The sequence below is a fragment of the Aeromonas sp. BIGb0405 genome (genome assembly GCF_024807335.1).
Lineage (GTDB): Bacteria > Pseudomonadota > Gammaproteobacteria > Enterobacterales > Aeromonadaceae > Aeromonas > Aeromonas rivuli.
Genome location: NZ_JANUEP010000001.1, coordinates 370,852 through 397,840 on the forward strand (window position 1 = coordinate 370,852; position 26,989 = coordinate 397,840).

The window sequence follows — 26,989 nt, forward strand, 5'->3', positions numbered from 1 at the left end:
AGACCCATGAAAACTCGATTCAAGACCTCACCGATCTGCGCCGCCCTGACCCTGGCCACCCTGGCCCTGGTGCCTCGGGTCCAGGCCAGCGATGCCAAGAACGTCATCCTCTTTATTGGCGATGGCATGGGCCCGACCGTGCTCACCGCCACCCGCCTCTACAAGATGGGGGAAGAGGGCAACCTCGAGATGATGTCCCTGCCCCGCAGCGCCCGCATCAAGACCTTCTCCCATGATGCCCAGACCACGGATTCGGCCCCCTCGATGGCGGCCTACACCACAGGCGTCAAGATGAACAACGAGGTGATTGGCATGAGTGCCGATACCCAGGCGGTGGCGCCGGCTAAGGATGCCAACGGCAACAAGGGCATCAACAACTGCACGGCGGACAACGGCCACTCGGTGCCGACCCTGCTCGAGCTGGCCAAGGCTGCCGGCAAGTCAGTGGGCGCCGTCACCACCACCGAGCTGACCCACGCCACTCCGGCGGCGACTTACGCCCACATCTGCCACCGAGATGCCGCCTACGCCATCTCCGCCCAGGCCGTACCGGGGGGCGCCGGCTTCAACAGCGCCCTGGGGGATGGGGTCGATGTACTGCTGGGAGGCGGTGCCAATCACTGGACGCCATATGATGCCAGCAGCAACAAGGGCGGGCGCGCCGATGGCCGGGATCTTACCGCCGAGCTTCAGGCCCAGGGCTATCAGTACGTCACCACCCAAAGCGATCTGGCCAAGGTGAGCGACGGCAAGGTGCTGGGGCTGTTCAGTGCCAAGTCCCACCTCGACTACGAACTGGACAGGGTCGCCAAAGGCGCCGCCAATACCCAGCCATCCCTCTCCGAGATGACCGCCAAGGCGATCGATCTGCTGGCCAAAAACAGTCAGGGCTACTTCCTGATGGTGGAGGGGGGTCGCATCGACCACGCCTTGCATGGCACCAATGCCAAGCGGGCCCTGACCGACGCGGTGGCGCTGGATGAGGCGGTCAAGACGGCGCTCGGCAAGGTCGATTTGAACGACACCCTGATAGTGGTCACCGCAGACCATGACCACACCATGACCATCAACGGTTACGCCGCCAAGGGCAACCCCGTGCTGGATCTGGTGAAAAATGGTGATGGCTCGACCCAGAACGACGTGGATGGCAAGCCCTTCACCACCCTGGTATTTGGCAATGGTCCCAACCGCGCCGACGTGCGCCCCACCCTCACCAGCGCGGAGGTGATGAGCGATGACTACCTGCAAGAGACCGGCGTCAAGCTCGGATCCGAGACCCATGGCGGCGGCGATGTGATGCTGTTTGCCGATGGTGCCGGTAGCGCGCGCTTCAAGGGCACCCTGGAGAACATCAAGGTGTTTGGCAAGATACAAGAGGCCCTGGGTCTCTAAGAGAGACAGGCAACCTCTCAGCGCAGGGGCCGCATCGACGGCGGCCCCTTTTACCCGTTATCCCCTTTGCTGCCCGGGCCCAACCTTGGCCCCGGATCCCACGATGAGAGACCCATGCGCAAGACCCCGCTTCCCCCGTTTGCCCTGATGATGGGGTTGCTGCTGCAACTCGCAACCCTGTCCGTCCAGGCCAGCACGCCGGATGTCCCGGACCTGGCCGCCCGCATCCAGTATCAGGATCGCACCACCAGCGCCGATGGCGTCATTCGTGAAAGCAGCTGGCAAGAGCGCTGGCAACGCCGCGGCGATCAGATATGGAGCGAGCGACTCATCCCCATCACAGTGGCCCGTGCCTACCACCAGCAGCATGATGGCCAGCCCGGTCACAAGCACTTCACTCATCAGATGGCGGCCCGCTGGGTCGGCCGGGATGAGGATGGCACAGTGCAACTGCACTACGCCGACCGCTACCACAAGCAGTTGGTGAGCGTGCCCCCCGAGGAGTATGGCCAGGTTGCCTTCACCCCCAACTGGGCCAAGGTCCGCTTCCTGATTGACCCTGAGCTGCTGGCCACCATGGATTTGCTGGAGGACGCCGCCCCGGCCGGGGCGCGCTGGTATGAACACAAGACGGCCCATGAGCGCACCCGCATCCTCTGGTCCGCACGCCTGCAAGTCCCCCTGCAAGTCGAGTCGGGCTCCCTTGATGGCTATCGCAGCTACAAGATGACGCTCACCCCCGCCAAGCTCAGTGCCCAGGCCCCCTGGCTCGCGCTGGCCGACTACCAACCACGGGACATTCGCGACTTCTTCGACTAAACAGATGGGCCACAGATGGTACACTTGGCCTCTCGTTGACCATGATGACGTGCCATGTCCCTGCTGCTCTGCCTGCTGTTTATCTTGCTTAGCCCCTTTGCCCAGGCGATCACCCTGCTCGCGGGCGAGGTGCCTCCCTATGTGATCCGCGCCCAGCAAGGGACGCCGACCGGTATGGCGGTAGAGGTCATTGAAGAGGCGGCCCGTCGCTTGCACGAACCCATCGAGATAGAGCTGATGCCCTTCGCACGCGCCATTCAGGAGGCCCAGCACAGGCCCGGGGTCTTGTTGTTGCCGCCGGTACGCAGTCAGGCGCGCGAGGCGATGCTGACCTGGATAGTGCCACTGCTCGATGAGGCCTTCGTGCTCGCCAGCGATCGACGCCACCACCCCACCCCTTTGGCATTGAATGAGGCGAGCACCCTGACAATCGGCGTGCTGCGCCACTCCCTTAGCCACAGCCGGCTCCAGGCGTTGGGGGCTCCCTCTCTGGAGATAGTCACCGCCGAGCGCAACAACGCCGACAAGCTGGCCCTGGGGCGGATCCAGGCCTGGGCCGCCGCCTGGAATACCATGCGCTACGCCCAGCAGGAGGCCGGGCTGCGGCTCTCCGATCTGGTCAAGGGGGCAAGGCTGGCCAAGGTGCCACTCTATCTGGCCGCCAGCCCCGACTTTCCCCCCCAGGAAGCCAAACGCTGGCACGATGCCATCCAGGGAATGCGGGCCGATGGCAGCCTGGCCCGCATCCTGCTTCAGTACGACTATCAGGCTCCCTGAGCCTGGGCTGGATCATTGCCAAAGGAAATCATAATGGTTATGGTATCTCCATGAAAACCAGTCTGATTTTTCCCATTCTGCTCACACCCAGCTGAGCCCCCGTCCTCGTCGTTCCCACGAGCTGTCGGGGGCCGCGTCCATCACATCCGTGCTTCCCAATCTATTTGGCCCCCTGGGCCTCGTTAACCCTATTGCATGAGGAAATACCCTATGACTGCTCCCCATCTCATCATCTCCAGCCTGGATCTGGACCGAATTGAACCCCTGCTCGGCCACTCACCCCAGCATCAGGCCTTGCAGGAGGAGCTCAATCGCGCCGAGGTCCGCGAGCCGGCCGACATGCCACCGGACGTGGTCACCATGAACAGCCAGGTACGCTTCAAGATGAAGAACAGCGACACCCCCTTCTGCCTGACCCTGGTCTATCCCAAGGACGTGCAGGGAGATGAGTCGAAGATCTCTGTGCTGGCCCCGGTTGGCAGCGCCTTGCTCGGTCTCAAGGTCGGTGACAGCATCAACTGGTCCGGTCCCGCTGGCCGCAACATTGAGGTCGAGATCCTGGACGTCGTCTATCAGCCGGAGCGCGCCGGCGAGCTGCACCGCTGAAACGGCCACGACCCGGATCGCCCGGGTCGAGGACCCCTGCGCCGCATCAAGCGGCGCTCACCGGCGGGGGCGACGCCCGGGTCTCGCCGGCTTGCCAGACACAGACCCGGTTCTTCCCCTCCCGCTTGGCGCGATAGAGCGCCCCGTCGGCCCGGTGCAGTGCCTGCTCCAAGCCCTCGCCGGGCCAGAGCCAGTCCAGCCCCATGCTGATGGTGATGCGGATCCCCTCCACCTCCAGGGCCGCTATCTCCCGGCGTAACTGCTCGCACCGCTCATGAGCCTGCCCCTGCTGCCAGTTGGCCAGCAACACGAACTCCTCGCCGCCAAAGCGCCCCACCAGCAGATCCGGCTGACCCTTCAGGTAGCGACCCACCTCCCTGAGCACCCTATCCCCCATCTCATGGCCGAAGCTGTCATTGATCTGTTTGAAGTCGTCGAGGTCAACCATGGCCAGCAAGACTGGCCCCTTGCCGAGCAAGGGGGGCAGGTGGTGATGCAGCCCGCGCCGATTGTAGACCCCGGTCAGAGGATCCTGGGTGGCCAGCTGGCGCAGGGCCAGAGCCCGGTACTGGGTACAGAGCAGCAGCACCCCGAAGGTGGAGAGGTAGTTGCCCATCAACATGGAGAGAAAAGGCAGCACATTGACCACGTGCTGATCCATCAGCACCCGCACCTCGCCACCCAGCAGGGCCCCCATCCGCACCAGGTTGAAGCCGTAGAGCAGTATGTTGACCACGGTAAACACCAGCACGGCGGGCAGGTAGGCCGGATAGCCATGCCGCCAGATGAGCAGCACCACCACGGCCCCCAGCACCATGTAGCTCAGGCAGGCCAGCAGCACCCGGGGCGCCATCTCGTCGTTGACCAGCACGCTCCAGCAGAGCAGCAGCAGGTAGACCAGCATGAAGAGCGCGAAGGCCCGCCAGTTCGGCGACTCGCCGAAGAAACGCTGCAAGGCCAGCGGCATCAGCGCGATACAAAGGGTGATGAGCAGGTTGGCCAGCCAGATCCCCGCGATATGGGGGGAGAACGCCTGCATAAAGAACAGCGACTGGGCCGCCAGGGCACACAAGCTGGACCACCACCAGAACCCGAGACCGGGGATCTCCCTGTGGGTCAACCAGATGATGGAGAGGGTGATGAAGCCCAGGCTGTAGCCCCCAAGAGCCATCAGCATCAGGGTGAATACATCCAGATTGAGCAGAATTGAGGTGTCCATTCCCGAGCCTTGCAATGGGGATGGCTGAGTATATGGGAAGCCCATGACAAGACACAGAGGGAGCCTTCTGGCGCGATGAAATATTTTCAGGAGCCCCGCCTGGCGCCCCGTCACTCAGCCAGCTGGCCTGATGCCTGGCGCTCAAGGTTCGTTCGGGCCCAGATCCCCGCCGATCACACAGCAAAATGCCTGCCAACTATTTTTACGCTTGAACCCACGCCATTAGATAGATATGTTGTTTTCATGTGGTTTTATGAGCCGTGCCGCGATGAAAAAGTGCAACTAACCTATTGAGTCGTCTGACACAATCGGATTTTGGTACATTTTTCACTCACTGGCTGGGGAATAGAATCTCATATGGGGCTTTTGCCCCGACCAAGACAATAATCCTGTCTTGCCTGCTGCCGGATGCAGCAGTCTCTTGTGCCATGGAGTCGCACGGAGCAGGTTCAAGGCCGAACACACTTACGACAGAGACGTCACTCATGATCAAAAAACTCATTCTCTCTACCCTGCTGCTGTGCGGGCTCGCCAACGCGGCCCCCAGCTCCACCCTTGACGCCGTGCTGGAGCGCGGTGTGCTGCGCGTCGGCTTCGATGCCGGTTACCAACCCTTCGAGATGACCAACAAGCAGGGCAAGTACATCGGCTTCGATGTGGATCTCGCCAAAATGGTCGCCAAGGAGATGGGCGTCAAAGTGGAATTCGTCAACACCGCCTGGGACGGCATCATCCCCGCCCTGCTCACCGACAAGTTCGACGTCATCATGGGTGGCATGACGGTCACCCCCCAGCGCAACCTGCGGGTCAACTTCGCCGACCCCTACATAGTCGTGGGCCAGACCATAGTGCTGCGCAAGGATCTGGCGGGCAGCATCAAGTCCTATCAGGACTTGAACGATCCCAAATACAAGATTGCGGTCAAGCTCGGCACCACGGGTGAGCAAGCGGTGAAACGCATGATCCCCAAGGCCACCCTGCTGCAGTATGAAACCCAGGATGACGCCAAGCTGGAAGTAATCAACGGCAAGGTCGATGCCTTCATCTATGACCTGCCCTACAACGCCATCTTCGCCTCCGAGAACAAGGGTGCCGTGGTGCACCTGGCGACCCCCTTCACCTTCGAACCCCTGGCCTGGGCCATTCGCAAAGGCGATCAGGACACCCTCAACTGGATGAACAACTACCTGCGCCAGATCAAGGGTGACGGCAGCTACGACCGTCTCTATCAGAAATGGTTCGAATCCAACGACTGGTTGAAACAGCTCAAGTAAGCCTCTCGAGGGCGCGGCCCGGGCCGCGCCCCTCACGCAGACCCACACAATAAAGAAAGAGGTTGTCGACTGTGCTCAATCCGAGACCCATCAAACAGATGGAAAAACAGCCCAGCTCACTACTTTGGCACGGCGTTTTCGTGCTGATGATGCTGCTCGCCGTCTTCGGCATCTACAAGGCCGTGCAATCGGTCGATTACACCTGGCGCTGGGAGCGCATCCCCCAATACATCGTCTATCAGGCCCAGCAAAACAGCTATGCCGACTTTGATGGCACAGTAGTGGCCGAAAATGGCGCCCTGGTGCTGCAAGACGATCTGGACGCAAGCCACCGCCAAACCATTGCCGCCACCGGCTCCAACCTGTCGGAAGGAGATACCGTCTTTCGCGGTGATGTGCTCGATACCCAGCTGAAATGGACCCCGGGGCCCATCGCCTTTGGCATCTGGGTCACCATCAAACTTTCCCTGGTCGCCGGCATCTTCGCCATACTGCTCGGCACCCTGGCCGGCCTCGCCCGCCTCTCCCCCAACCCGGCACTGCGCAATCTCGCCGGTTGCTATGTGGAGCTGATCCGCGGCACGCCGCTGCTGGTGCAGATCTTCATCGTCTACTTCTTTATCGGCACAGTGCTCAACCTGGACAGGTTCACCGCCGGGGTGGCGGCGCTGGCGGTGTTCACCGGCGCCTATGTGGCCGAAATAGTCCGGGCCGGCATCGACTCCATCCACAAGGGGCAGATGGAGGCGGGTCGCAGTCTGGGGCTCACCTCGGCCCAGACCATGCGTTACATCATATTGCCCCAGGCCTTCAAACGGGTACTGCCTCCCCTGGCGGGTCAGTTCATCAATCTCATCAAGGACTCCTCCCTGGTCTCCGTCATTTCGATCACGGATCTTACCAAGGCGGGTCGGGAGGTGGTCAGCTCCACCTTCAGCCCGTTCGAGGTGTGGTTCACCGTGGCGCTGCTCTATCTGGTGCTCACCGGCACCCTCTCTTTCCTGGTGCGCCGTCTGGAGGTGAAATATGCGCGCAGCAACTGATCCCATCATCAAGGCCCAACCAGAGCCGAGCAGTGCGGCTGTGCTCGACAATCTCCACGCCTTCCTGGTCCATCACCTGGAGGTGAACTATGCACGCAGCAACTAAGCAAGACCCCATCATCAAGGCGACCGGGGTAGAGAAGATCTACGCCGGCGGCGTCCATGCCCTGAAAAACGTCAGCACCCAGGTGGCCGAAGGGGAAGTGGTGGTGATCGTGGGCCCGAGTGGCTCGGGTAAATCCACCTTCCTGCGCACCCTCAACCAGCTCGAAACCATCAATGATGGTGACATCATCGTCGACGGCATCAGCCTGACCGAGCCTGGCAATGTCAACAAGCTGCGCGAAGAGGTGGGCATGGTGTTCCAGTCCTTCAACCTCTTTCCCCATCTGTCGGTGCTGGACAACATCTCCCTGGCCCCCCAGAAGGTGCGCGGCCTGTCAAAAACCGAGGCACAAGACAGGGCCAAGGCACTGCTGCTCAAGGTGGGGCTCGCCGACAAGGCGGCCAGCTACCCTTCCCAGCTTTCCGGCGGTCAGCAACAGCGGGTCGCCATCGCCCGGGCGCTCGCCATGCAGCCGCGCATCATGCTGTTTGATGAACCCACCAGCGCCCTGGATCCCGAGATGGTCGGCGAGGTGCTGGATGTGATGAAGGGGCTGGCTCGCGAGGGCATGACCATGGTGGTGGTCACTCACGAGATGGGCTTTGCCCGTGAGGTGGCAGATCGGGTGCTCTTCATGGAGCGGGGTGAACTGCTGGTTGACGAGAAGCCCGATGACTTCTTCGATAATTCCGCCTCCTCCCGCCTGCGCCAGTTCCTGAGCCAGGTGCTCTAGACCAGCAGTCCATTCGCGGGATAAACAATGAGGGGAGCCACTATGGCTCCCCTTTTTCACAGACGATGTCATGAACATGGGGGGCGCCCCTTGCCCATCAGAGCGGATGCGTGAACGACCAGAGGGCCGGCAGCAGGGCGAGCAGGGTGATCCCGGCCAGCCAGCGTTCCCGGCCACTGAGTCGCTGATCGCCATCAAGCTGGCGCCGACTGTATAGAAACAGCAGCAGGCCGGGGCCATAGAGCAACAGCGAGAGCAGCAGGTATTCCACCCCGGCGGCATAGAGCAGCCAGAGGCCATAACCACTCGCCAACACCGCCACGGCGATCATCTGCAACCTGCCCTCTCCCCTCAGGCAGAGCTTGAGCAGGAAGAGGCCAATCAACAGGTAGGGCACCAGTATCATGGAGGTGGAGATGAGCAGCAGGCTGGTGTACCCCTTGCCAAGTAGCCAGGCCAGCAGCAGGCAGCCCTGTACCGTCACACTGGTGAGCCAGAGGGAGGCGATGGGTGTCCCTCTCTTATTCTGACGGCGAAAGATGGCCGGGAAGGCCCCATGGCGAGCGGCGCTGAACGGCACCTCGGCCGAGAACAGGGTCCAGCTCACGTAGGAGGCGAGCACCGAGACGATGAGCCCCAGGCTGAGCAGCGCTTTGCCCCAGGATCCCGTCATGTTTGCCATCAGCCCCGCCATGGAGGGATTGGGCAGGGCCGCCAGCTCGGGGCGGCTCAAGATACCGAGGGAGAGCACGGAGATGAGCACATAGAGCAGCAGTGCCAGCACCACGCCCAGCACGGTGGCCGTGCCCACGTCCCGTTTGTTTCTCGCCCGGGCCGACAGCACTGCCGCCCCTTCGATGCCGGTAAAGACCCAGAGGGTGATGAGCATGGTGTTGCGCACCTGCTCGGAGACCGGCACCGCCAAGGTGCTGCCCACCGGATCCTGAGCGAAGGTCAGCGGGTCAAAGTAGTAGCAGGCAAACAGCACGAACAGCAGCAGCGGCAGGCTCTTGGCCAGGGTCGCCACCAGGTTGAACAGGGCGGCTTGCTGCACGCCGCGGGCCACCAGCAGGTGAACGGCCCAGAGGATGCAGGACTCGCCAAGGAAGGCCCACAGGGTATTGCCCTCACCGAACCAGACCCGTTCGGGGGTATCGACGACGCTGCCAAGGGCCGCGAAGGCGATCACCAGGTAACCCACCACGCCGATGGTGGCGCATAGCCAGTAACCCCAGGCGGAGAAGAAGCCCACCAGATCCCCAAAACCGGCTCTGGCATAGCTGTAAATGCCCCCATCCAGATCCGGCCTCAGCCGTGACAAATACAAGAAGCAGGTGGCCAGCGCCAGGATCCCCACTCCGGTAATGGCCCAGCCTATCAACACGGCGCGGGCACCGGCTACCTCGGCCATGTTCTGGGGCAGACTGAAGATGCCCGCCCCCACCATGGAGCTGAACACCAGGGCGGTGAGGGACCAGAGTCCTATCCGGTTCTCTTTCATCATGGGCTCCTCAGCGCAGGCGGCTGGTCAGGGCCTGAATATGTTCAGGACCTATGCCACAGCAACCCCCGATGAGGGTCGCCCCCTGTTCGCGCCAACGCTCTGCCCAGCCGAGGTAATCCTGCGGCCCCAGGTCGGCGCGGATCTCATCCAGTCCATCGTTGGCGGTTGCCTCTTTCGGCTGGGGTGGGAAGGCGTTGGCATACGCCCCCAGCCGGATATGGGTCAGGCCCTTAGCCTGCAACCTGTCTGCCGCAACCCGCAGTGCAGCCTCTATTACCTCGGGCTGACAGCAGTTGAACAAGATGGCCTCCGCACCGGCTGCGGCCAGTGCAGTGACGGCATCGGCCACCCGCTCCCCGGAGCGCAGGGTCGGCTCACTCCCTGGCGTCTCATCTTCCAGGGTGAAGGAGACCCAGAAGGGCTTGCCATCCTCGGGCAGCAAGGCCTTGAGCGCCAGGGGCTCGGCGATCAGGCTCATGGTTTCGGCCAGCCAGATATCCACATGGGGAGCCAGCCCGCAGATCAAAGGCCCGGCCAGTTCGTGCACCCGCGCCGGCTCGAACAGGTCAGGGCGATAAGAGCCAAACAGCGGTGGCAGCGAGCCTGCCACTCGCACCCCGGCATGCGCCTCATCGGCCACACTCCGGGCCAGCTGGCCCGCCAGTGCGGCCAGCGCCTGCCCGTGGGCCGCGAACCCCTCGTCCCCGATATGAAACGGCACCAGGGCATAGCTGTTGGTAGTGATCACCCTGGCCCCGCTCGCCACATAGGCTTGATGCACCTCGCGCACCGTCTCGGGCGCCTCCATCAGGGCCAGCGCCGACCACTCCGGTTGGCGGAAGGGTGCCCCTCGCCTGGCCAGCTCACGACCCATGCCACCATCGAGCACCACCACATCGTTATTTTCCATCTCTGTCTCTCTGCGTCTCCCCGTCATGGCGGGTGATTATTGTGTGAATCAACAATTAAGCCATCAAAACATCTAGATGGCTAGAATGCCAAGGCATCATGACGGAAAGCAAAAGAGGACGCAATCGGGATCTGCGAACGACCGAACAGCACAGAGCAGTATCGAGGCAATGGTGATGGATGAGGGGTCGAGTCTGGAAAATAGGGAGGGCGCCATAACAGACCCAAACATCACTGACACCCGCGGCCTGAACGGCAAGAGGCCACCCTGGGGTGGCCTCTTGAGATGGATGCTGGCGAAGTGGATCTCGCCGACAACCATGGCGGCTTAGCGCCCCGCCAACACCCGCTTGAGTTGCAAGGACCAGTCGGACACCCGCCCCTGCTTGGGCAGCCCCTGCCAAATCTGCTGCCACTGGCCGGCGCTCAAGGGATGGCCCAGACGGCGCTCGACTCCGGCGCGCAGATAGTCATTCGCGAGCCCACTGGCCTTGGCTGAGCCGAGGAACTTGCTCACGGGATCGCTCATGCGCACATCGCGCATGCCGAGCAGCGGATAATCGGTCTGCACCGCCGCCAGCATGGTTTCACGCAGGGCCGACTCCAGGTAGCCACGGGCGAACAGCGCAGTGACCGATTCCAGGGAGCCCTGATCCGGGCCATGATACTGCTCGTCGAAGACAGGGGTCGGCGAGGCGGCGTCACTCTGTACCACCGCATCCGGGTCCGGCGCGGCCACCACCACCGGCTGGCTCGCCTGAACCGGTTTGGGGGCAATCACCGCCGGCTTGGGCGCGGGGGACGTACAGGCGCCAAGCAGGGCCACCAGTGAGAGAACGGCCAGGGGCCGCAAAACAGCACGCATCATCATGACTCCAGAGTGACCTTCTCGGTCGGGGTGGCCTCTATCCGGGTGACCAGCAGCTGATCGATCTTGTAGCTGTCTATGTCCACCACTTCAAACTTGTAACCCGCGTACTTGACCGAGTCGGTACGCTTGGGGATCTTGCGCAGCATGAACATGATGAAACCGGCGATGGTTTCGTAGTTCTGCATCTCGGGGAAGGCTTCGATGTCGAACCAGCGCATCACGTCCGTGATGGGGGTAACCCCATCCACCAGCCAGGAGTTGTCATCCCGCTGGACTATCTGCTCCTCCACCACGTGGGTAGCCCACTCCCCCATGACGGTACTCATCAGATCGTTCATGGTGACGATGCCGACCACCAGGGCGTACTCGTTCATCACCACCGCGAAATCGCCCCTGTGATTCTTGAAGTACTCCATCGCCTCGTAGAGGTTGAGGGTATCGGGGATGATGATGACGTTCTGCACCAGATTGCCGCCGATAAGATCGATGCTCTGGCCACTGATGACGCGGATCAGCAGCTCCTTGGCATCGACGAAGCCCTTTATGCTGTCGAGATTGTGATCGCACACCAAAAACTTGTTGTGGGGGTGTTCGGCAATCTTGGCCTTGATGCTCTCTTCACTCTCTTGCAGGGTGAAGTAGATGAGGCTCTCCCGGGCCGTCATGGCCGAGGTCACCCCAAGGGATTGCAGCTCGAACACGTTCTCGATCAGTTGGTGCTCTTCGCGCTGCAGCACACCGGCGGCGGCGCCCGCATCCATGACCGCATAGATGTCATCCGAGGTGATCTCGTCGTTGCGCACCATGGAGACGCGCAGCAGACGAAACAGCAGGTTGGCCAGGCCGTTGAAGAACCAGACCAGGGGCATCCATAGCACCACGAACAACATCATGGGCCGCACCACCACCACGGCGATCCGCTCGGGCATGGTCATGGCCAGACGCTTGGGCATCAGATCCGCCAGCAGGATAAACATGCTGGTGACGAACACGAAGGAAGCGGCCGAGCTTATCTGGCCAAGCCAGGGTCCCTGATAGACGCCGGCGATCAGCGTCTTGATGGCAGGGTTCAGGGCCGACTCGCCCAGGATACCGCCGAGGATGGCGACGGTATTGAGGCCAATTTGCACCACGGTAAAGAAGTTGCCCGGCTGGGCCTGCAGGGCCAGTACCTTGGCGGCCTGGCGGTTCCCCTCATCGGCCATCACCTGCAGCTTGATCTTGCGGGAGGCGGCGAGGGAAATTTCAGAAAGGGAGAAAAACACGCTACCGGCAATCAGCAGCAAGAGTAAAAATAAACTATCGGCAAAACTCATGGTTAACCTATTTCAACACCCGTCTTGGCACAAGACGCTAACTGGGCCCCTCTGGGGCCGGATGTGGCATGATAGCCGCCACATCGGTGTCCCATTTTACCAGATTTCTGCCGATGAGTGTGATAGTTAGCCCAAACGGGCCCCGTTGGGCACCGCTCGCTCCGGCACGGCCATCACCACGGCGCCATCCGCCTGATAAAAGCCGGTGAGCAGGAACTCGGAGCGAAAGGGCCCGATCTGTTTGCTCGCAAAGTTGACCACCCCGACTATCTGGCGTCCGACCAGCTCATCGGGGCGATAGAGAGCCGTTATCTGGGCACTGCTCTTGCGCTCACCCACCTCTGGACCAAAATCGACCCAGACCTTGTAGGCGGGACGGCGCGCCTCGGGAAAGGGCTCAACCCGCACCACAGTGCCCACCATCAATGCCACCTTGGCAAAGTCATCCCAGCTTATCTCTTCCATCTTGTTCATCCTGCCTCTTGGCCATTTATGTCAGGCAAGCATGCCATGAGCCGGGACAGACTGCTGTTGCCAAACGCCGAACTGTTGTCGTGAACCATCACTTTTACAGGTAACGGCTCATGCTCCGGGTTGTTCCCCGCTCTCGCTTGGCAAGCCTGCACCGCCATGGAGCCTGCGCCATGCGGAAGGGGTCTGCCCAAGCACCTTGATAAAACGTTGACTGAATGCCGCCTGGCTCTGGTATCCGACGCGGGCCGCCACCTCACCGATGGCCAGGTCGGTGAGCCGCAGCAGATCTTGTGCTCGCTCAAGGCGGCGGCGCTGCAAGTAGAGGGCCGGACTGGTGCCCATCTCGCTGGCGAATAACTGATTGAAGCGGCTGATGCCCAGACAGGCCTTGGCGGCCAACTCCGCGGTCGGCAGGGGCTGATCCAGATGGGCATCCATGTGAACCAACACCCGGTTGAGACGCGGGCTTATCCCCCGCCCCTGCCCCAGCAAGCGCAGCCAGAGTTCACCCATGCCAAGGGGGGCCTGGCCACGCTCGAGCAGGGGGCGCATAAAGGCAAGGTAACGCCGTTGATCCCCATTCAAGGGCAGGAAAGGGCATTCAAGCAGGGCCGGCGGCAGCCAGTGGGCATCCTGGGTGAGGAAAGGCAGGGCGGGATCGGCGGAAAAATCGTGACGCTCCCCGGGAGCAATCACGCACAACCAGCCAGGCTGGAGCCGCCGGGTCGCTCCCGCCACCTCAATCTCGAGGGGGCCATCGAGGGGCAATACCAGCTGGGCATGGTCATGGCGGTGACTGGTGGTCTGCGCGCTGTAGCGGCGCAGGCTTAACGATTCCATCCGGCAGGCTCCATCAAGGCCAAGGGAAGGCCTCATGCTAACAGCGCCATGCCCAGACGCAAAGACGGGGCTTGAGCCCCGTCTTTGCGATGTTGCGCGGCGTTTAAACCATCAGGATTTGCCGAGCAGCTCGTTGATCTCGTCCACCTTGGTGTGACGCACGTCTTTGCCCTTGACGAAATAGATGATGTATTCGCAGATATGCTGGCAACGATCGCCGACCCGCTCGATGGCACGCGCCGCCCAGAGCACGTTCAACACCTGAGGTATGGTGCGCGGATCTTCCATCATGTAAGTCATCAGCTCGCGGATGATGGACTCGTACTCCCGGTCTACCTTGTCATCTTCCTTGTAGACGGTGATGGCCGCGTCCAGATCCATGCGGGCAAAGGCATCGAGCACATCGTGCAGCATCTTGATGGTACGGCGGCCCATGTTCTCGAGGGATACCAGCGGCGGTTGCGGCTTGTTGGCGTTGTTGGTCAGCATGCGGGCTATCTTGTCCGCCACGTCACCAATGCGCTCGAGCTCGGAGATGGTCTTGATGATGGCCATCACCAGACGCAAGTCAGAAGCCGCAGGCTGTCGCTTGGCGATGATGCGGGTGCACTCCTCGTCGATGGCCACTTCCATGGCGTTGACCTTGTGGTCGTTGATGACGATCTTGCGCGCCGCCTCCAGGTCCTGACCATGGATGGCCGCGATGGCATCGATGAGCTGCTGCTCGACCAGCCCACCCATCACCAGCACCTGATTGCGGATGCCCTCCAGTTCGGCATTGAACTGGCCGGAGATATGTTTATTGAGATTCATATTGTCCATACAAATAATCCTTGTCGGTCCGATTATATCCCAGGATGGCCATGGGCCCTCATCCTTGTCCCTCGCGCTTAGCCATAACGGCCGGTGATATAGTCTTCGGTCTTCTTCTTGGTCGGGGTGGTGAAGATGGTATTGGTGTCCGCGTACTCAATCAGCTCGCCCATGTACATGAAGGCGGTCTGATCCGAGACCCGCGCCGCCTGCTGCATGTTGTGGGTGACGATGACCACGGTGAACTGGGTCTTGAGCTCGTTGATAAGCTCCTCGATGGTCAGGGTCGAGATGGGATCGAGCGCCGAGGTGGGTTCATCGAGCAGCAGCACTTCCGGCTCAATGGCGATGGCACGGGCGATGACCAGACGCTGCTGCTGACCACCGGACAGACCGAAGGCGTTGTCATGCAGCCGATCCTTCACCTCCTCCCAGAGCGCCGCACCACGCAGGGAACGCTCGGCGGCTTCATCGAGCTGGCGCCGGTCACTGATGCCTTGCAGGCGCAGGCCATAGACCACGTTCTCATAGATGGACTTGGGGAACGGATTGGGGCGCTGGAACACCATGCCGACCCGGCGGCGCAGGGCCGACACATCCACGTTCTTGTCATAGATGTTGTGACCGTGCAACTGGATCTCGCCCTCGATGCGGCAGATCTCCACCAGATCGTTCATCCGGTTGATACAGCGCAGCAGGGTTGACTTGCCGCAGCCAGACGGGCCGATAAAGGCCGTCACCTGCCCCTTGGGGATCTTCATATTCACATTGAACAGCGCCTGCTTGCTGCCGTAGTACAGATTGAGGTCCTTGACCTCAAGGGCAGTCTGCTCCGGGGTCAGCTTGCCCAGATCCAGGGCCTTGTGCAGGGTCGAAGTCGGCGTCACGTTGATCATCTGTTTACCTCAAAAGTCTCAAATTCTTGTCTGGACGGCTGAAACCTGATGTGTCAGCGGCCGGAATGCGTGGGTAGCGAGGATGGCGGCTCGCTGTCAAGCCGCACATCGGTTACCCCTGTCTCGGTTCGGAACGCCAGATTAATGCTCCAGCGTCCGGAGTTTTGCACGCAAGTGGCTACGAATGCCGGTGATGTCGGTCAGGTTCATGCTGTTCATCCCTTGTCTCAACATCAGTCCGGACAGCCGCATCAATGTTCCAAAGAGCGGAATTTCTCGCGCAAGTGGTTACGAATACCGATAGCCGTCAGATTGAGCCCGACGATGACGGTCACCAGCAGGAACGAGGTCGCATAGACCAGCGGCCTGGCCGCTTCCACGTTCGGACTCTGGAAGCCCACGTCATAGATGTGGAAGCCCAGGTGCATGAACTTGCGCTCCACATGCAGGTAGGGGAAGTTGCCATCCACCGGCAGGGTCGGTGCCAGTTTGACCACACCGACCAGCATCAGCGGAGCCACCTCACCCGCCGCACGAGCAATGGCCAGGATAAGGCCGGTCATGATGGCCGGACTCGCCATGGGCAGCACGATGCGCCACAGGGTCTCGGCCTGGGTCGCCCCCAGGGCAAGGGAGCCCTGACGTACCGTGCTCGGGATCCGCGCCAGCCCCTCTTCGGTGGAGACGATCACCACCGGCAGGGTCAGGATGGCCAGGGTCAGCGCCGACCAGATGACCCCGGGGGAGCCAAAGGTCGGACTCGGCAGCGCCTCCGGATAGAACAGCTGATCCAGCGACCCACCGAGCGTGTAGACGAAGAAACCCAGACCAAATACGCCATAGACGATGGAAGGAACACCCGCCAGGTTGATGACCGCAATCCGGATAAGCTTGGTCAGGCCATTCTTGCCCGCATATTCGTGCAGGTAAACAGCCGCCACGACGCCGAGCGGGGTCACTATGATGGCCATCAGTATCACCATGAAGACGGTGCCGAAGATGGCTGGGAAGACGCCCCCTTCGGTATTTGCCTCGCGGGGTTCGCCGCTGACAAACTTGCCTATCTGATGGAACCAGTGCCCCACCTTGCCCAACAGGTTCATCTCATTGGGCCAGGTGATGTCCAAGACCTTGGACATGGGCATCTCGACCTCGACCCCACGCATGTCGCGCACCTTGATGGCATCGCGATCGGCCTGGCGGCGCAGCTCGAACAGCTGCTTCTCAAGCACCAGGTAATCGGCGTTGAGGGTCGCGCGCCGCTTGGCCAAGTCAGCCTTGAGGCTATCGGTCAGCTCCCCGTCCAGCTCGGCCTTGCGCTCCTTGAGACGCAATTTTTCGAGCTCATAGTTGATGCTGCCTATGTCACCTTTTTGCAGGGCATTGGCCTCTTCGGAGAGGCGATTGCTGCGTGCCAGCATCCGCGCGAGCACGGAGTGCAAGTCAGTGGTGATGAGCTTGCCATCCTCCCGCGCCGAACTCAGGTAGCCGTAGAAGTTGCCATTGGTGCTGCGCTCGAGTACCGCCAGTTCCTTGGGTTGGCTGCGAGACAGGATGTCGGTCTCCAGCACCCAGCGAAAATCCAGTCCCACGAATTCACGGTTGCCTGTCTTGACCAGGTAGCGGGTCAAGTCTTTGCGCTCCTCCCCAGCCAGGGCCAGACCGGAAGCCCGCAACTGCTCGACCGGTACCAGCTCCCTGTCATTGATCTCGCCGATGAGGGTGCTCTTGGCGCCGTTGGCATCCTGTACCTGCCACTCATAGATGGGGTGCGGCCAGAAGTAGGTGAGACCACGCCAACCGATGAGCAACAACAGACCCAGCACGGCAACCAGACTCAGACTGACAGCGCCGCCCGTCATCCAGATCCAGGGGGCCCCTGATTTAAACCACTTACCCATTGTCGATTCCTTCACTACAGGGAACTGTATTTTTCACGCAGACGCTGGCGAACGAATTCGGCCAGGGTGTTGACGAGAAAGGTGAACACAAACAGCACGAAGGCGGCGAGGAAGAGTACCCGGTAGTGGGAGCTGCCCACTTCGGACTCCGGCATCTCTACCGCGATGTTGGCCGCCAGGGTACGCAGCCCCTGGAACATGGAGAAGTCCATGATGGGGGTATTGCCCGTGGCCATCAGCACTATCATGGTCTCGCCGACCGCGCGGCCAAGGCCCATCATCACCGCCGAGAAGATGCCCGGACTCGCAGTCAGGATCACCACCCGGCTCAGGGTCTGCCAGGGGGTCGCCCCCAGGGCGAGCGAACCTTGGGTGAGGTGCTTGGGCACCGAGAAGACCGCATCTTCGGCGATGGAGAAGATGGTCGGGATCACCGCAAAGCCCATGGCGATACCCACCACCAGCGAGTTGCGCTGGTCAAACTTGATGCCCATCTCGTTGGTGAGCCAGCTGCGGGTGTCGCCGCCAAAGAAGGTGTGTTCCACCATGGGGCTCAGGTGCAGGGCCAGCCAGCCGATGAAGAGCACCACTGGGATGAGCAGTATGGCTTGTGAACCATCGGGCACCAGCTGCTTGAGCTTGCCCGGCAGGCCATGCCAGGCCAGGGCCGTGAGCAGCATGCCTAAGGGCAGCATCACCAGCATCATGAAGATGCCGGGCAGATAATCCTCGACGATGGGGGCGAGCCAGAGACCGGCCAGGAAGCCCAGGATCACGGTCGGCAGCGCCTCCATGATCTCCACCGTCGGTTTGACGAATTTACGCATCCCGGCCGACATGAAGTAAGCGGTGTAGATGGCACCGGCCACCCCAATCGGCACGGCGAACAGCATGGCGTAGAAGGCCGCCTTGAGGGTCCCGAACGAGATGGGGATCAGGCTCAGCTTGGGCTCGAAGTCATTGCTGGCGGAGGTAGACTGCCAGACATACATGGGCTCGGGATAACCTTCGTACCACACCTCCTGCCAGAGCGCGGACCAGGTCACCTCGGGATGCTCGTTCTTCACCGAGTAGCTCTTGATCTCGTTGCCCTGTTGCAGCAGCAGCAGGTTGTGACGCGGAGAGATGGCCACCCCATTGAAGCCGCCGCCATCTATCTTCTCGTCGAGCAGCTTGGACTCACCGGTGGCATGGAAGAAGTTGATGGTGCCATCCTGGCTCGCCGAGACGAAGCCTTTGCGGAACTGTTCCGGCGCGAGCTGCGCCACGGGGCCATCGCTCTTGAAATCACGGATATAGGTAAACTTCCGCTTGCCGTTCTTGGCGACTTCAAACCACTGGGAGATAACGCCGTTATCATTGCCCACCAGGATGGAAGAGGCCCCGGCCAGCAGTGCCAGCTGGGTGACATTGGCATTGGGCGCATTGATGTCGAGCACGTCGCGCAACTGGATGTCGTCGAGGCTCTGGATGTCATAGACGGAGAGACGGTTGCCAGAACGCACCAGCAAGATGCGCAGATTAGGGGTCAACAGCATCTGATCGACCTGGCGGGGCAGGGCCGGAATGGGGTAGCTCTTGTTGGTCCACTCCACCTCACCGGAGATGAAGTTCTCCTCGCCGCTCATCACCGCCATGACGCCGCGGCCATCCTGGGTCAATGCCGCCGCCACCATCTTGTCTTTGCCTGCCTCAAACACCAGCTGGCTGAGGGGCTTGCCTTGAGGATCCACCACGATCGGCTCTTCGCCGAAGGGGTAACCCAGCACGGGTTCAATCAGTCGCACATCCTTGGGATAGCTCACCTTGAATTTAGGCTCCACCACCAGCGCCTTGCCATCCTGGAAGCCATAGGTCAGGTAGGATCTGCCCGGGGTCGGGATCGCGACCGCGCTTATCTCCCCTGGCACCTGAGCCTGGCCGATGGCCTCGCCAGCCTTGAAGCGAGCATCATCTTGCAGTGCGAAGAAATTGACCTCCCCTTTGTCACTGAAGCGATACCCTATCTCGTTTTGCTCCTCGACCCCGATCAGGGCCGTCTTGTCCTTGACCGGCAAGGAGAAACTGGAGAGCGGAGCCATGGAGGCACCGTCGAAGATGGGTTTCACCACATAGAGCAGATAGAAGAAGATGAGCAAGAGCGCCACCAACACCAGGGTTCCCCCTGCGGTGACGCCATACTTGGCTAGTTTGTCCTTGATCCGGCGCTTTCTGCTGCCCGCCATGATCAGGTGAATCGATTCCGATGACATGCAAAACCTCAATGTGAGCTAGGCTTGGCGGCATTATATGGCGGTTGCATGACAGTTTTGTTACATGAGGGAGGGAGTTTGTGCGAGGCCGATATTCGAGGGGATGCCTTCTGCCAAGGTGTTGAATAGCGAGGCGAAATGGGAACCAGTCCCGCACATGGCCAAGGGAAACGGCGGCAAGCCCGCGCGCCATGGCCGGCTCAGTGGAGCGGGCCATGACAGCATCCTGGAATGGATGCGGGACCGCTCTCGCCTCAGGGCGCCAAGTGGCTTGGCTGTTGCGCCTTGGCCGCCTTCTGCTCGGCGCGGCGTCGCTTGAAGAAAGCAGAGAGCTGGGCGGAACATGCCTCGGCCAGCACCCCTGCCTGCAGCGCTATCCGGTGGTTGTGACGTTCATCCTGCAATATGTTGAACACAGAACCCGCCGCCCCCGTTTTAGGATCCGTCGCGCCATAGACCACCCGTTTGACCCGGCTGTGAATGAGGGCGCCTGCGCACATGCAGCAAGGCTCCAGGGTCACATAAAGGGTGGTGTCGAGCAGACGGTAGTTTTGCAGATGCGCTCCGGCGGCGCGGATCGCCATGATCTCGGCGTGGGCGCAGGCGTCATGACCCGTGATGGCGTTATTCCACCCCTCCCCTACTATCTGATCCCCCAGCACCAGCACAGCGCCGACCGGGATCTCGCCCATCCCCTCGGCTCTGGCGGCCAGGGCCATGGCGTGCCTCATCCAGATTTCATCCTGCGCGGACATCTCGGTTTCCAAACTCTCCCCCTTGGCGGTGACACGGGTAAACAGGCGATTAAAATGGGGGGCGATTATGCCAAATCCTCCCGAAGAGCCCAAGAAACATCTCGCCTGCACAATAAAGAAGCAATCGGCATCTCCCTGATAAAAAAGGACTTGCGCCGCAAAGACCATCTCATTAGACTTCCCATCCGTCAGCCAAGCTGACGCAGTCGGCGTGTAGCGCAGCCAGGTAGCGCACTGTCATGGGGTGTCAGGGGTCGGAGGTTCGAATCCTCTCACGCCGACCATCATTCCCCGAAAATAGCCCAGTCTCATGACTGGGCTATTTTTTTGGCTGCCATCTGCCCCCTGGCTACCCATCTCACCTCTTCGTCGGCTCACGGCCCGCCATCCCCAGACACACAGAGCCCCTATAACCCCTCATAGCAGCGCGCCCTCCACCCCTTAATGAATAGTCCTCTCAGAGTCGGGGTGATTTATATACAGAACCGCTTGAGCCTTTTTCATAAAGCCGCTAGGATGTGCGCCTTTGTGCCGGCACTCGCTAGGAATGCACACTCACAGGGTAAGGATCCGACCCACCGGCTTGCAATCTACCCAGAGGCAAGCAGACATGACCACCCAGCTTCAGTCCCATATCCCCTCCCAAGAACCCGATGACGAACAGGTTGTTCGGCTCGACATCATCGATCTTGCCGAACCGGACGAAGAGTACTGACCCTTCTTCATGGCCATGGGGCCTTTTACCCCGCCCTCAGCAACAGAATGAGCCGCCCGAGATAAAAAAGTCTCATATTTCATAAAAAACAAATAAGTCAGCATATTGTACTGATGCCGTTGTGCCTGGGTCGAGAGCGCCCTCGCTGGCATCCGATACAAACCTACGTTATTGCGCTTCAATCTAATACCCAGCCCCCCGGATCGCCACCCCCTGCCCCCCAAGGGAGCCCAGTTTTAAACAAATCGACTTTTCCCTTTCCCGACAAGGGCCCTGCTGCCTATGGGCTCAATAAAGCGCACTCATACACGCCATTATTCCAGGCCTGGAGTGAGGTCGGGATCTCCCCTTGCATTCGTAATTAAATTACGTAATAAGCAACATAATGCTGTGCACCACCTTCCCCCGAGAGACCGTCGAGGTGACTCTGCCCAACAAGAGTATTTCCATCTGAATGGAGCTTTTACTCAACCCAATCAAATCAATATAAAACATACACTTATCTATTATATGAAAACGGGCGTTTTAAAATATAGGTTGACGACACTCATTATTTTCAGCACCTTAACAATCATGTTACCTGGCATGACTGAGGGTGACAGTGAACAGGGATCGACTTTAGTCGTAGTTATTTAGTTCAAAATGTAATTTTCACAGGAGTGACCCCCATGTCGGCACCGGCCCAGGCCCTTTGCAGTGATCGCCTTCGCATTGAAGGCCCCATGCAACCCGAGTATTCACAAATACTGACACCGGAAGCGGTGGCGCTGGTGTCCGAACTGGTGGAACATTTCGCTCCCCAGCGCAAAGAGTTGCTCAAGCAGCGCATCGCCCGTCAGGCCCGTATCGACGGTGGCGAGCTGCCGGACTTCCTGCCCGAGACGGCCCATATCCGCGAGGGCAACTGGACGGTGCGCGGCATCCCCGCCGATCTGCAGGACCGCCGTGTGGAGATCACCGGCCCGGTCGAGCGCAAGATGGTGATCAACGCCCTCAACGCCAACGTCAAGGTGTTCATGGCCGACTTCGAAGACTCACTGGCACCGGCCTGGAATAAGGTGATCGAGGGTCAGATCAACCTGCGCGATGCGGTCAACGGCACCGTCTCCTACCAGAGCCCGGAAGGTAAGTCATATAGCCTCAAGGCCGATCCGGCGGTACTGATCTGCCGGGTGCGCGGCCTGCATCTGCCGGAAAAACACGTCACCTTCGATGGCGCCCCCATCCCCGGCAGCCTGTTCGACTTCGCGCTCTATTTCCTGCACAACCACAAGGCGCTGCTGGCCAAGGGCTCTGGCCCCTACTTCTACCTGCCCAAGCTGCAGAGCCACCTGGAAGGGCGCTGGTGGAGCGAGGTGTTCGCCTGGACCGAAGACAAGTTCGGGCTGCCCCGCGGCACCATCAAGGCCACCGTGCTTATCGAGACCCTGCCAGCGGTGTTCGAGATGGATGAACTGCTCTATCAGATGAAGGATCACATAGTGGCGCTCAACTGCGGCCGCTGGGACTACATCTTCAGCTACATCAAGACCCTGAAGAACCATCCCGACCGCGTGCTGCCCGACCGCCAGGTGGTCACCATGGACAAGCCGTTCCTGTCCGCCTATTCGCGGCTGCTGATCAAGACCTGCCACCAACGCGGTGCCCTGGCCATGGGCGGCATGGCTGCCTTCATCCCGGCCAAGGATGCCGCGGTCAACGAGCAGGTGTTCGCCAAGGTCAAGGCCGACAAGGAGCGGGAGGCGCACAACGGTCACGACGGCACCTGGGTGGCCCACCCCGGCCTCGCCGATACCGCCATGGCGGTGTTCAACGCCGCTATTCCCGCCGGTGAAAAGAATCAGATAGGCGTACTGCGCGAGCAAGATGCCCCCATCACCGCCGCCGAGCTGCTGGCTCCCTGCGAGGGGGAGCGCACCGAGGCGGGCATGCGCACCAATATCCGCATCGCCCTGCAATATTTGGAAGCCTGGATCGGCGGCAACGGCTGCGTGCCCATCTACGGTCTGATGGAAGATGCGGCCACCGCCGAGATCTCCCGCACCTCCATCTGGCAGTGGATCCGCCACGGCAAGAGCCTGTCGAACGGCCAGGTGGTGACCAAGGCGCTGTTCCGCCAGATGCTGGCCGAAGAGCAGCAGGTGGTCGAAACCGAGGTGGGTGAGGCCCGCTGGCAGGCCGGCCGCTTTGCCGAGGCGAGCGAGCTGATGGAGCAGATCACCTGCGCCGACACCCTGATCGATTTTCTGACGCTGCCCGGTTACGAGCGGCTCTGAATCCGGGCCCCGGGCGGGGCTCGCCAATAACAAAACAATGGACACGTGAAATCAATGAAAGAGGGAACTGATATGGCACTGACCCGTGAGCAACAGATCCAGGCTATCGAGAAAGACTGGGCAGAAAACCCCCGCTGGAAAGGGATCAAACGCGGCTACAGCGCCGAAGACGTGGTGAACCTGCGTGGCAGCCTGGTCCCCGCCCATACCCTGGCCCAACGCGGCGCCGACAAGTTGTGGGAGCTGATCCACGGTAGCGCCAGGAAGGGCTACGTCAACTGCCTTGGCGCCCTGACCGGCGGCCAGGCGGTGCAGCAGGCCAAGGCCGGTATCGAGGCGATCTACCTCTCCGGCTGGCAGGTGGCGGCGGACAACAACTTGTCCTCCACCATGTACCCGGATCAGTCTCTCTACCCGGCCAACTCGGTCCCGTCCGTGGTGGAGCGCATCAACAACTCCTTCGCCCGTGCCGACCAGATCCAGTGGGCCAACAAGGTGGGCCCGCAGGATGCCGGTTTCATCGACTACTTCCTGCCGATAGTGGCGGATGCCGAAGCCGGTTTCGGTGGGGTGCTGAACGCGTTTGAGCTGATGAAGGGGATGATTGAAGCGGGCGCCGCCGGCGTGCACTTCGAAGATCAGCTCGCCTCGGTGAAGAAGTGCGGCCACATGGGCGGCAAGGTGCTGGTCCCGACCCAGGAAGCGGTGCAAAAGCTGGTTGCTGCTCGCCTTGCGGCAGATGTCTGTGGCACCACCACCCTAGTGATCGCCCGCACCGATGCCAACGCGGCTGACTTGCTGACCACGGATGCCGATCCCTACGATGCCGGCTTCCTGACCGGTGAGCGCACCGCCGAGGGCTTCTACAAGGTGCAAGCGGGTATCGAGCAGGCCATCTCCCGCGGCCTCGCCTATGCCCCTTATGCCGACATGGTGTGGTGCGAAACCGCCAAGCCGGACTTGGACGAGGCACGCCAGTTTGCCGAAGCCATCAAGGCCCAGTACCCGGACACCATACTGGCCTACAACTGCTCGCCGAGCTTCAACTGGAAGAAGAACCTGGACGATGCCACCATCGCCCGCTTCCAGCAGGAGCTGTCCGACATGGGCTACAAGTACCAGTTCATCACCCTCGCTGGCATTCATAACATGTGGTTCCACATGTACGAGCTGGCCTACCAGTACGCCCGTGGTGAGGGGATGAAGCACTATGTCGAGATGGTGCAGGAGCCGGAGTTTGCCGCGGCAAGCCGTGGTTACACCTTCGTGGCACACCAGCAGGAGGTGGGGACCGGGTATTTTGACAAGGTCACTACCGTCATCCAGGGCGGTCAATCCTCGGTCACGGCACTGACCGGTTCCACCGAAGAAGATCAGTTCCATTGATCTGAGTACTTGAGTCGCACTGATAAAAAACCCCGGCCTGGTGCCGGGGTTTCTGTTTCGCTCGCCTCGCACGCCCGGCTTGATGTCGCCGGTGCCCGACAGGATCAGAGCGCGAGGATCTCTTTCACAAAGGGAATGGTGAGCTTGCGCTTGGCGCTGAAGGAGGCGTTATCGAGTTGATTGAGGGTGCTGAGCAGAGTGCGCATGTCACGGGAGAGGCGATTGAGCAGGAAGCGGCCCACATCGATGGGCAACTTGAAACCACGCAGTTCGGCCCTCAGTTGCAGGGCACTGAGCTTGCCCTCATCATCGAGCTCCTGCAATTGGAAGGAGACCCCCCAGTCGAGGCGTGAGGCCAGATCCGGCAGTTGTAGCCCCAGCTTGCGCGGCGCACTGCAACCGGTCACAACGAGCGTTCCCTCTCCCTTCTCCTGCCAGCGATTGTAAAAATCGAACAGGGCCCGCTCCCAGAGGCTGTTGCCAGCAATGGCCTCCAGACTGTCGAGGCAGACCAGGGGCAGACTCTCCATGGCATCGAGCATGCTGGGATCCAGCTTTTCAAACTGATCGAGGGAGAGATAGGCGGCGGCGGCGTCGCGGGCGTTGACCTCGGCGCAGGTGGCATGCAGCAGATGGGAGCGGCCTGAGCCCTTGGCACCCCAGAAATAGAGGAAAGGTGCGCCCTGACCGATGGCGGCATTCTTCAGAGCCGTGATCAGATGGGCGTTGTTGCCGGGATAGAAACTGACGAAGGTTTCATCATCCGGAAGTTGTACGGCTAAAGACAGTTGGGCCGGTTGCTTCACTCGGTGGGCTTTGACTGTGACATTTGTGCGCTAGTGTAACATCGCTCGGCCAGATAGAGAACCGCCGGACCGGAGCCCGGCGGCGGCAGGCGCTAAGGCTGCGACCATTGGTAACGCAGATTGCCCTCATCGGGTAGACGCTGCAACCTGGGCTCGAGCTCCAGGCCGCGAATGAGTTCGGCTTTGTCCCCCTGCAGAGTGAGGGAGAAGTTGACCTTGTCGCCATTGAGCTGGCCTATGGTGACCTGGGTGACACTCGCCATGCCTTGCAGCAGTTTTTGCAGGCTGATCATGTCATCGATGCCCTGCACCCCTTCAATCTGCAAGGCTTGGCTTGAACTGGCACCGCCAAGACGGGCGCCATAGTTCTCCACCAGCCAACCGGCCAGGGCATCGGCCAAACCGGTGGCGATCTCCTGCTGGCTACCTTGCACCTCCCCCTTGGTCAGCTGCTCGGTTGCCCCTGACTTGGGGCCATAGAGGGCCCAATCCAGGGTCCACTCTTCCCCTTTGGCCACTAATTGGCCCAGCACCACCATCTCGGCACCGTAGCGTTGGCTGGCCTTGAGGATGGGGCCGGCGAAACGACCCCAGACATCGGTGGCACTGACCGCCATGCTGTCATCCAAATCCATCAGAGGAATGCTGACCGGCAGCCCCAGGGCCTGGGCCTGGCTGCGCAGCACGGGAGACCAGCCATCACCGGACTGATCCGAAATGATACGGCGCTCCCCGTCGTCCTGAACCAACCAGAACGCAAGCTGCGGACGGGCGGGGCCAAGCAGCGCATATTTGCTGGCCGCGATCAGGGCATTGACCTTGGCGGCCACGAACTGCGCCTTGAGCATCTGCACCTGGCCCTCATCCTGATAGCCGTATTGCTGCACAAACTCCTTGGGGGCAGCCAGCGCCTTGACCACCTCAGGCTGCGCCAGAATATCGCGCTTGCCGCTCACCTTGACCAGCACCTGAGACAGCGCCTGGCCCTGGGCCGCCGTCATGTCGCCGCTGGTTGGCGCCATGCCTTGGTAGAGATCGTTGACCTGAGCGGCTGACAGGGTGCAGGCAAACAGGGCGCCACAGAGGGCGAACAGACATTTATGCATGGGAAACAGCTCTCTGGCGAACAGGATGTGGTGATATGGTAGCGGCAAGCCCTATCCGCCAGCAAGCCGGGTTCGCTGCCGACGCCACAACTCACAAGGTGTCGATGCCCGCTACCCCTTGCCCGAATGAGCAAACAGCCAGACATGACAAAGCCGACCCTGGGGTCGGCTTTTGTGAGGGCTATCTGCGCCCCCGATAT

Annotated in this window: 24 protein-coding genes and 1 tRNA gene; 11 read left to right on the plus strand and 14 right to left on the minus strand. The window is 60.9% G+C overall.

Annotated features, from left to right (window positions below; translation table 11 throughout):
• Positions 1-6: 6 nt before the first annotated feature.
• The 4 genes from M2366_RS01825 (at position 7) to rnk (ending at position 3,594) form a co-directional block, all read left to right on the plus strand.
• The gene (locus M2366_RS01825; protein ID WP_259268796.1) at positions 7-1,392 is read left to right on the plus strand and encodes an alkaline phosphatase; all 1,386 of its coding nucleotides are present in this window, start codon (positions 7-9) and stop codon (positions 1,390-1,392) included.
• Between the two features lie 147 nt (positions 1,393-1,539).
• A complete protein-coding gene (locus M2366_RS01830; protein WP_224432974.1) occupies positions 1,540-2,211 on the plus strand; it encodes a hypothetical protein in 672 nt (223 codons plus the stop codon).
• A gap of 54 nt (positions 2,212-2,265) precedes the next feature.
• Positions 2,266-2,988, plus strand: coding sequence for an ABC transporter substrate-binding protein (locus M2366_RS01835; RefSeq protein ID WP_259268797.1), 723 nt, complete (start codon positions 2,266-2,268; stop codon positions 2,986-2,988).
• Positions 2,989-3,198: 210 nt separating this feature from the next.
• On the plus strand, positions 3,199-3,594 hold the full coding sequence (gene rnk, locus M2366_RS01840) for a nucleoside diphosphate kinase regulator (protein WP_259268798.1): 396 nt from the start codon (positions 3,199-3,201) through the stop codon (positions 3,592-3,594).
• Between the two features lie 46 nt (positions 3,595-3,640).
• On the opposite strand, the gene M2366_RS01845 is transcribed toward rnk, so the two are convergent.
• Positions 3,641-4,813: a GGDEF domain-containing protein gene (locus M2366_RS01845; RefSeq protein ID WP_259268799.1), complete on the minus strand. Its 1,173-nt coding sequence runs from the start codon at positions 4,811-4,813 to the stop codon at positions 3,641-3,643.
• A gap of 485 nt (positions 4,814-5,298) precedes the next feature.
• Here M2366_RS01845 and M2366_RS01850 point away from each other — a divergent pair, with 485 nt between their 5' ends.
• The 4 genes from M2366_RS01850 to M2366_RS01865 all read left to right on the plus strand — a co-directional run bounded on the left by M2366_RS01850 (position 5,299) and on the right by M2366_RS01865 (position 7,969).
• Positions 5,299-6,087: a transporter substrate-binding domain-containing protein gene (locus M2366_RS01850; RefSeq protein WP_224432613.1), complete on the plus strand. Its 789-nt coding sequence runs from the start codon at positions 5,299-5,301 to the stop codon at positions 6,085-6,087.
• A 71-nt stretch (positions 6,088-6,158) separates the two neighbouring features.
• Entirely contained in the window at positions 6,159-7,130 is a 972-nt protein-coding gene (locus M2366_RS01855) for an amino acid ABC transporter permease (RefSeq protein ID WP_306382105.1), read from the plus strand.
• A complete protein-coding gene (locus M2366_RS01860) occupies positions 7,114-7,236 on the plus strand; it encodes a hypothetical protein (protein ID WP_259236266.1) in 123 nt (40 codons plus the stop codon). The genes M2366_RS01855 and M2366_RS01860 overlap by 17 nt, the downstream gene beginning before the upstream one ends.
• On the plus strand, positions 7,220-7,969 hold the full coding sequence (locus M2366_RS01865; protein WP_259268800.1) for an amino acid ABC transporter ATP-binding protein: 750 nt from the start codon (positions 7,220-7,222) through the stop codon (positions 7,967-7,969). Before M2366_RS01860 ends, M2366_RS01865 begins: the two co-directional genes overlap by 17 nt.
• Positions 7,970-8,066: 97 nt before the next feature.
• Here M2366_RS01865 and M2366_RS01870 read toward each other — a convergent pair whose 3' ends face one another.
• The 11 genes from M2366_RS01870 to tadA all read right to left on the minus strand — a co-directional run bounded on the left by M2366_RS01870 (position 8,067) and on the right by tadA (position 20,500).
• On the minus strand, positions 8,067-9,470 hold the full coding sequence (locus M2366_RS01870; RefSeq protein WP_259268801.1) for a basic amino acid/polyamine antiporter: 1,404 nt from the start codon (positions 9,468-9,470) through the stop codon (positions 8,067-8,069).
• Positions 9,471-9,480: 10 nt separating this feature from the next.
• Positions 9,481-10,383, minus strand: a complete 903-nt coding sequence (locus tag M2366_RS01875; RefSeq protein WP_259268802.1) for a homocysteine S-methyltransferase family protein — start codon at positions 10,381-10,383, stop codon at positions 9,481-9,483.
• A 327-nt stretch (positions 10,384-10,710) separates the two neighbouring features.
• Entirely contained in the window at positions 10,711-11,253 is a 543-nt protein-coding gene (locus tag M2366_RS01880) for a hypothetical protein (RefSeq protein WP_042039653.1), read from the minus strand.
• The gene (locus M2366_RS01885; RefSeq protein ID WP_259268804.1) at positions 11,250-12,569 is read right to left on the minus strand and encodes a hemolysin family protein; all 1,320 of its coding nucleotides are present in this window, start codon (positions 12,567-12,569) and stop codon (positions 11,250-11,252) included. The genes M2366_RS01880 and M2366_RS01885 overlap by 4 nt, the downstream gene beginning before the upstream one ends.
• Before the next feature lie 126 nt (positions 12,570-12,695).
• Entirely contained in the window at positions 12,696-13,034 is a 339-nt protein-coding gene (locus M2366_RS01890; RefSeq protein ID WP_259269098.1) for a tRNA-binding protein, read from the minus strand.
• Positions 13,035-13,151: 117 nt separating this feature from the next.
• Entirely contained in the window at positions 13,152-13,883 is a 732-nt protein-coding gene (locus M2366_RS01895; protein ID WP_259268805.1) for an AraC family transcriptional regulator, read from the minus strand.
• A 111-nt stretch (positions 13,884-13,994) separates the two neighbouring features.
• Positions 13,995-14,705 (minus strand): phosphate signaling complex protein PhoU, encoded by a 711-nt coding sequence (gene phoU, locus M2366_RS01900; RefSeq protein ID WP_042039656.1) that lies wholly within the window; start codon positions 14,703-14,705, stop codon positions 13,995-13,997.
• Between the two features lie 68 nt (positions 14,706-14,773).
• The gene (pstB, locus tag M2366_RS01905) at positions 14,774-15,592 is read right to left on the minus strand and encodes a phosphate ABC transporter ATP-binding protein PstB (RefSeq protein WP_042039658.1); all 819 of its coding nucleotides are present in this window, start codon (positions 15,590-15,592) and stop codon (positions 14,774-14,776) included.
• Between the two features lie 251 nt (positions 15,593-15,843).
• Entirely contained in the window at positions 15,844-17,493 is a 1,650-nt protein-coding gene (pstA, locus tag M2366_RS01910; RefSeq protein WP_259268806.1) for a phosphate ABC transporter permease PstA, read from the minus strand.
• Positions 17,494-17,507: 14 nt separating this feature from the next.
• The gene (locus tag M2366_RS01915; RefSeq protein ID WP_259268807.1) at positions 17,508-19,745 is read right to left on the minus strand and encodes an ABC transporter permease subunit; all 2,238 of its coding nucleotides are present in this window, start codon (positions 19,743-19,745) and stop codon (positions 17,508-17,510) included.
• A 254-nt stretch (positions 19,746-19,999) separates the two neighbouring features.
• Positions 20,000-20,500 carry a tRNA adenosine(34) deaminase TadA gene (tadA, locus tag M2366_RS01920; RefSeq protein ID WP_042039743.1) on the minus strand — a complete coding sequence of 167 codons (501 nt, stop codon included), beginning with the start codon at positions 20,498-20,500 and terminating at the stop codon, positions 20,000-20,002.
• A 207-nt stretch (positions 20,501-20,707) separates the two neighbouring features.
• On the opposite strand from tadA, the gene M2366_RS01925 reads away from it, so the two are divergent.
• The 3 genes from M2366_RS01925 to aceA all read left to right on the plus strand — a co-directional run bounded on the left by M2366_RS01925 (position 20,708) and on the right by aceA (position 24,877).
• Positions 20,708-20,784: transfer RNA gene (locus M2366_RS01925), tRNA-Pro, on the plus strand.
• A 1,099-nt stretch (positions 20,785-21,883) separates the two neighbouring features.
• Positions 21,884-23,491 (plus strand): malate synthase A, encoded by a 1,608-nt coding sequence (gene aceB, locus M2366_RS01930; protein ID WP_259268808.1) that lies wholly within the window; start codon positions 21,884-21,886, stop codon positions 23,489-23,491.
• A gap of 72 nt (positions 23,492-23,563) precedes the next feature.
• Positions 23,564-24,877: an isocitrate lyase gene (gene aceA, locus M2366_RS01935; protein WP_224432605.1), complete on the plus strand. Its 1,314-nt coding sequence runs from the start codon at positions 23,564-23,566 to the stop codon at positions 24,875-24,877.
• Between the two features lie 104 nt (positions 24,878-24,981).
• Here the strand turns inward: aceA and hda are convergent, their stop codons facing one another.
• The gene (gene hda, locus M2366_RS01940) at positions 24,982-25,683 is read right to left on the minus strand and encodes a DnaA inactivator Hda (protein ID WP_042039664.1); all 702 of its coding nucleotides are present in this window, start codon (positions 25,681-25,683) and stop codon (positions 24,982-24,984) included.
• 92 nt (positions 25,684-25,775) lie between these two features.
• Positions 25,776-26,789, minus strand: a complete 1,014-nt coding sequence (locus tag M2366_RS01945; RefSeq protein WP_259268809.1) for a DUF2066 domain-containing protein — start codon at positions 26,787-26,789, stop codon at positions 25,776-25,778.
• Between the last annotated feature and the right edge of the window lie 200 nt (positions 26,790-26,989).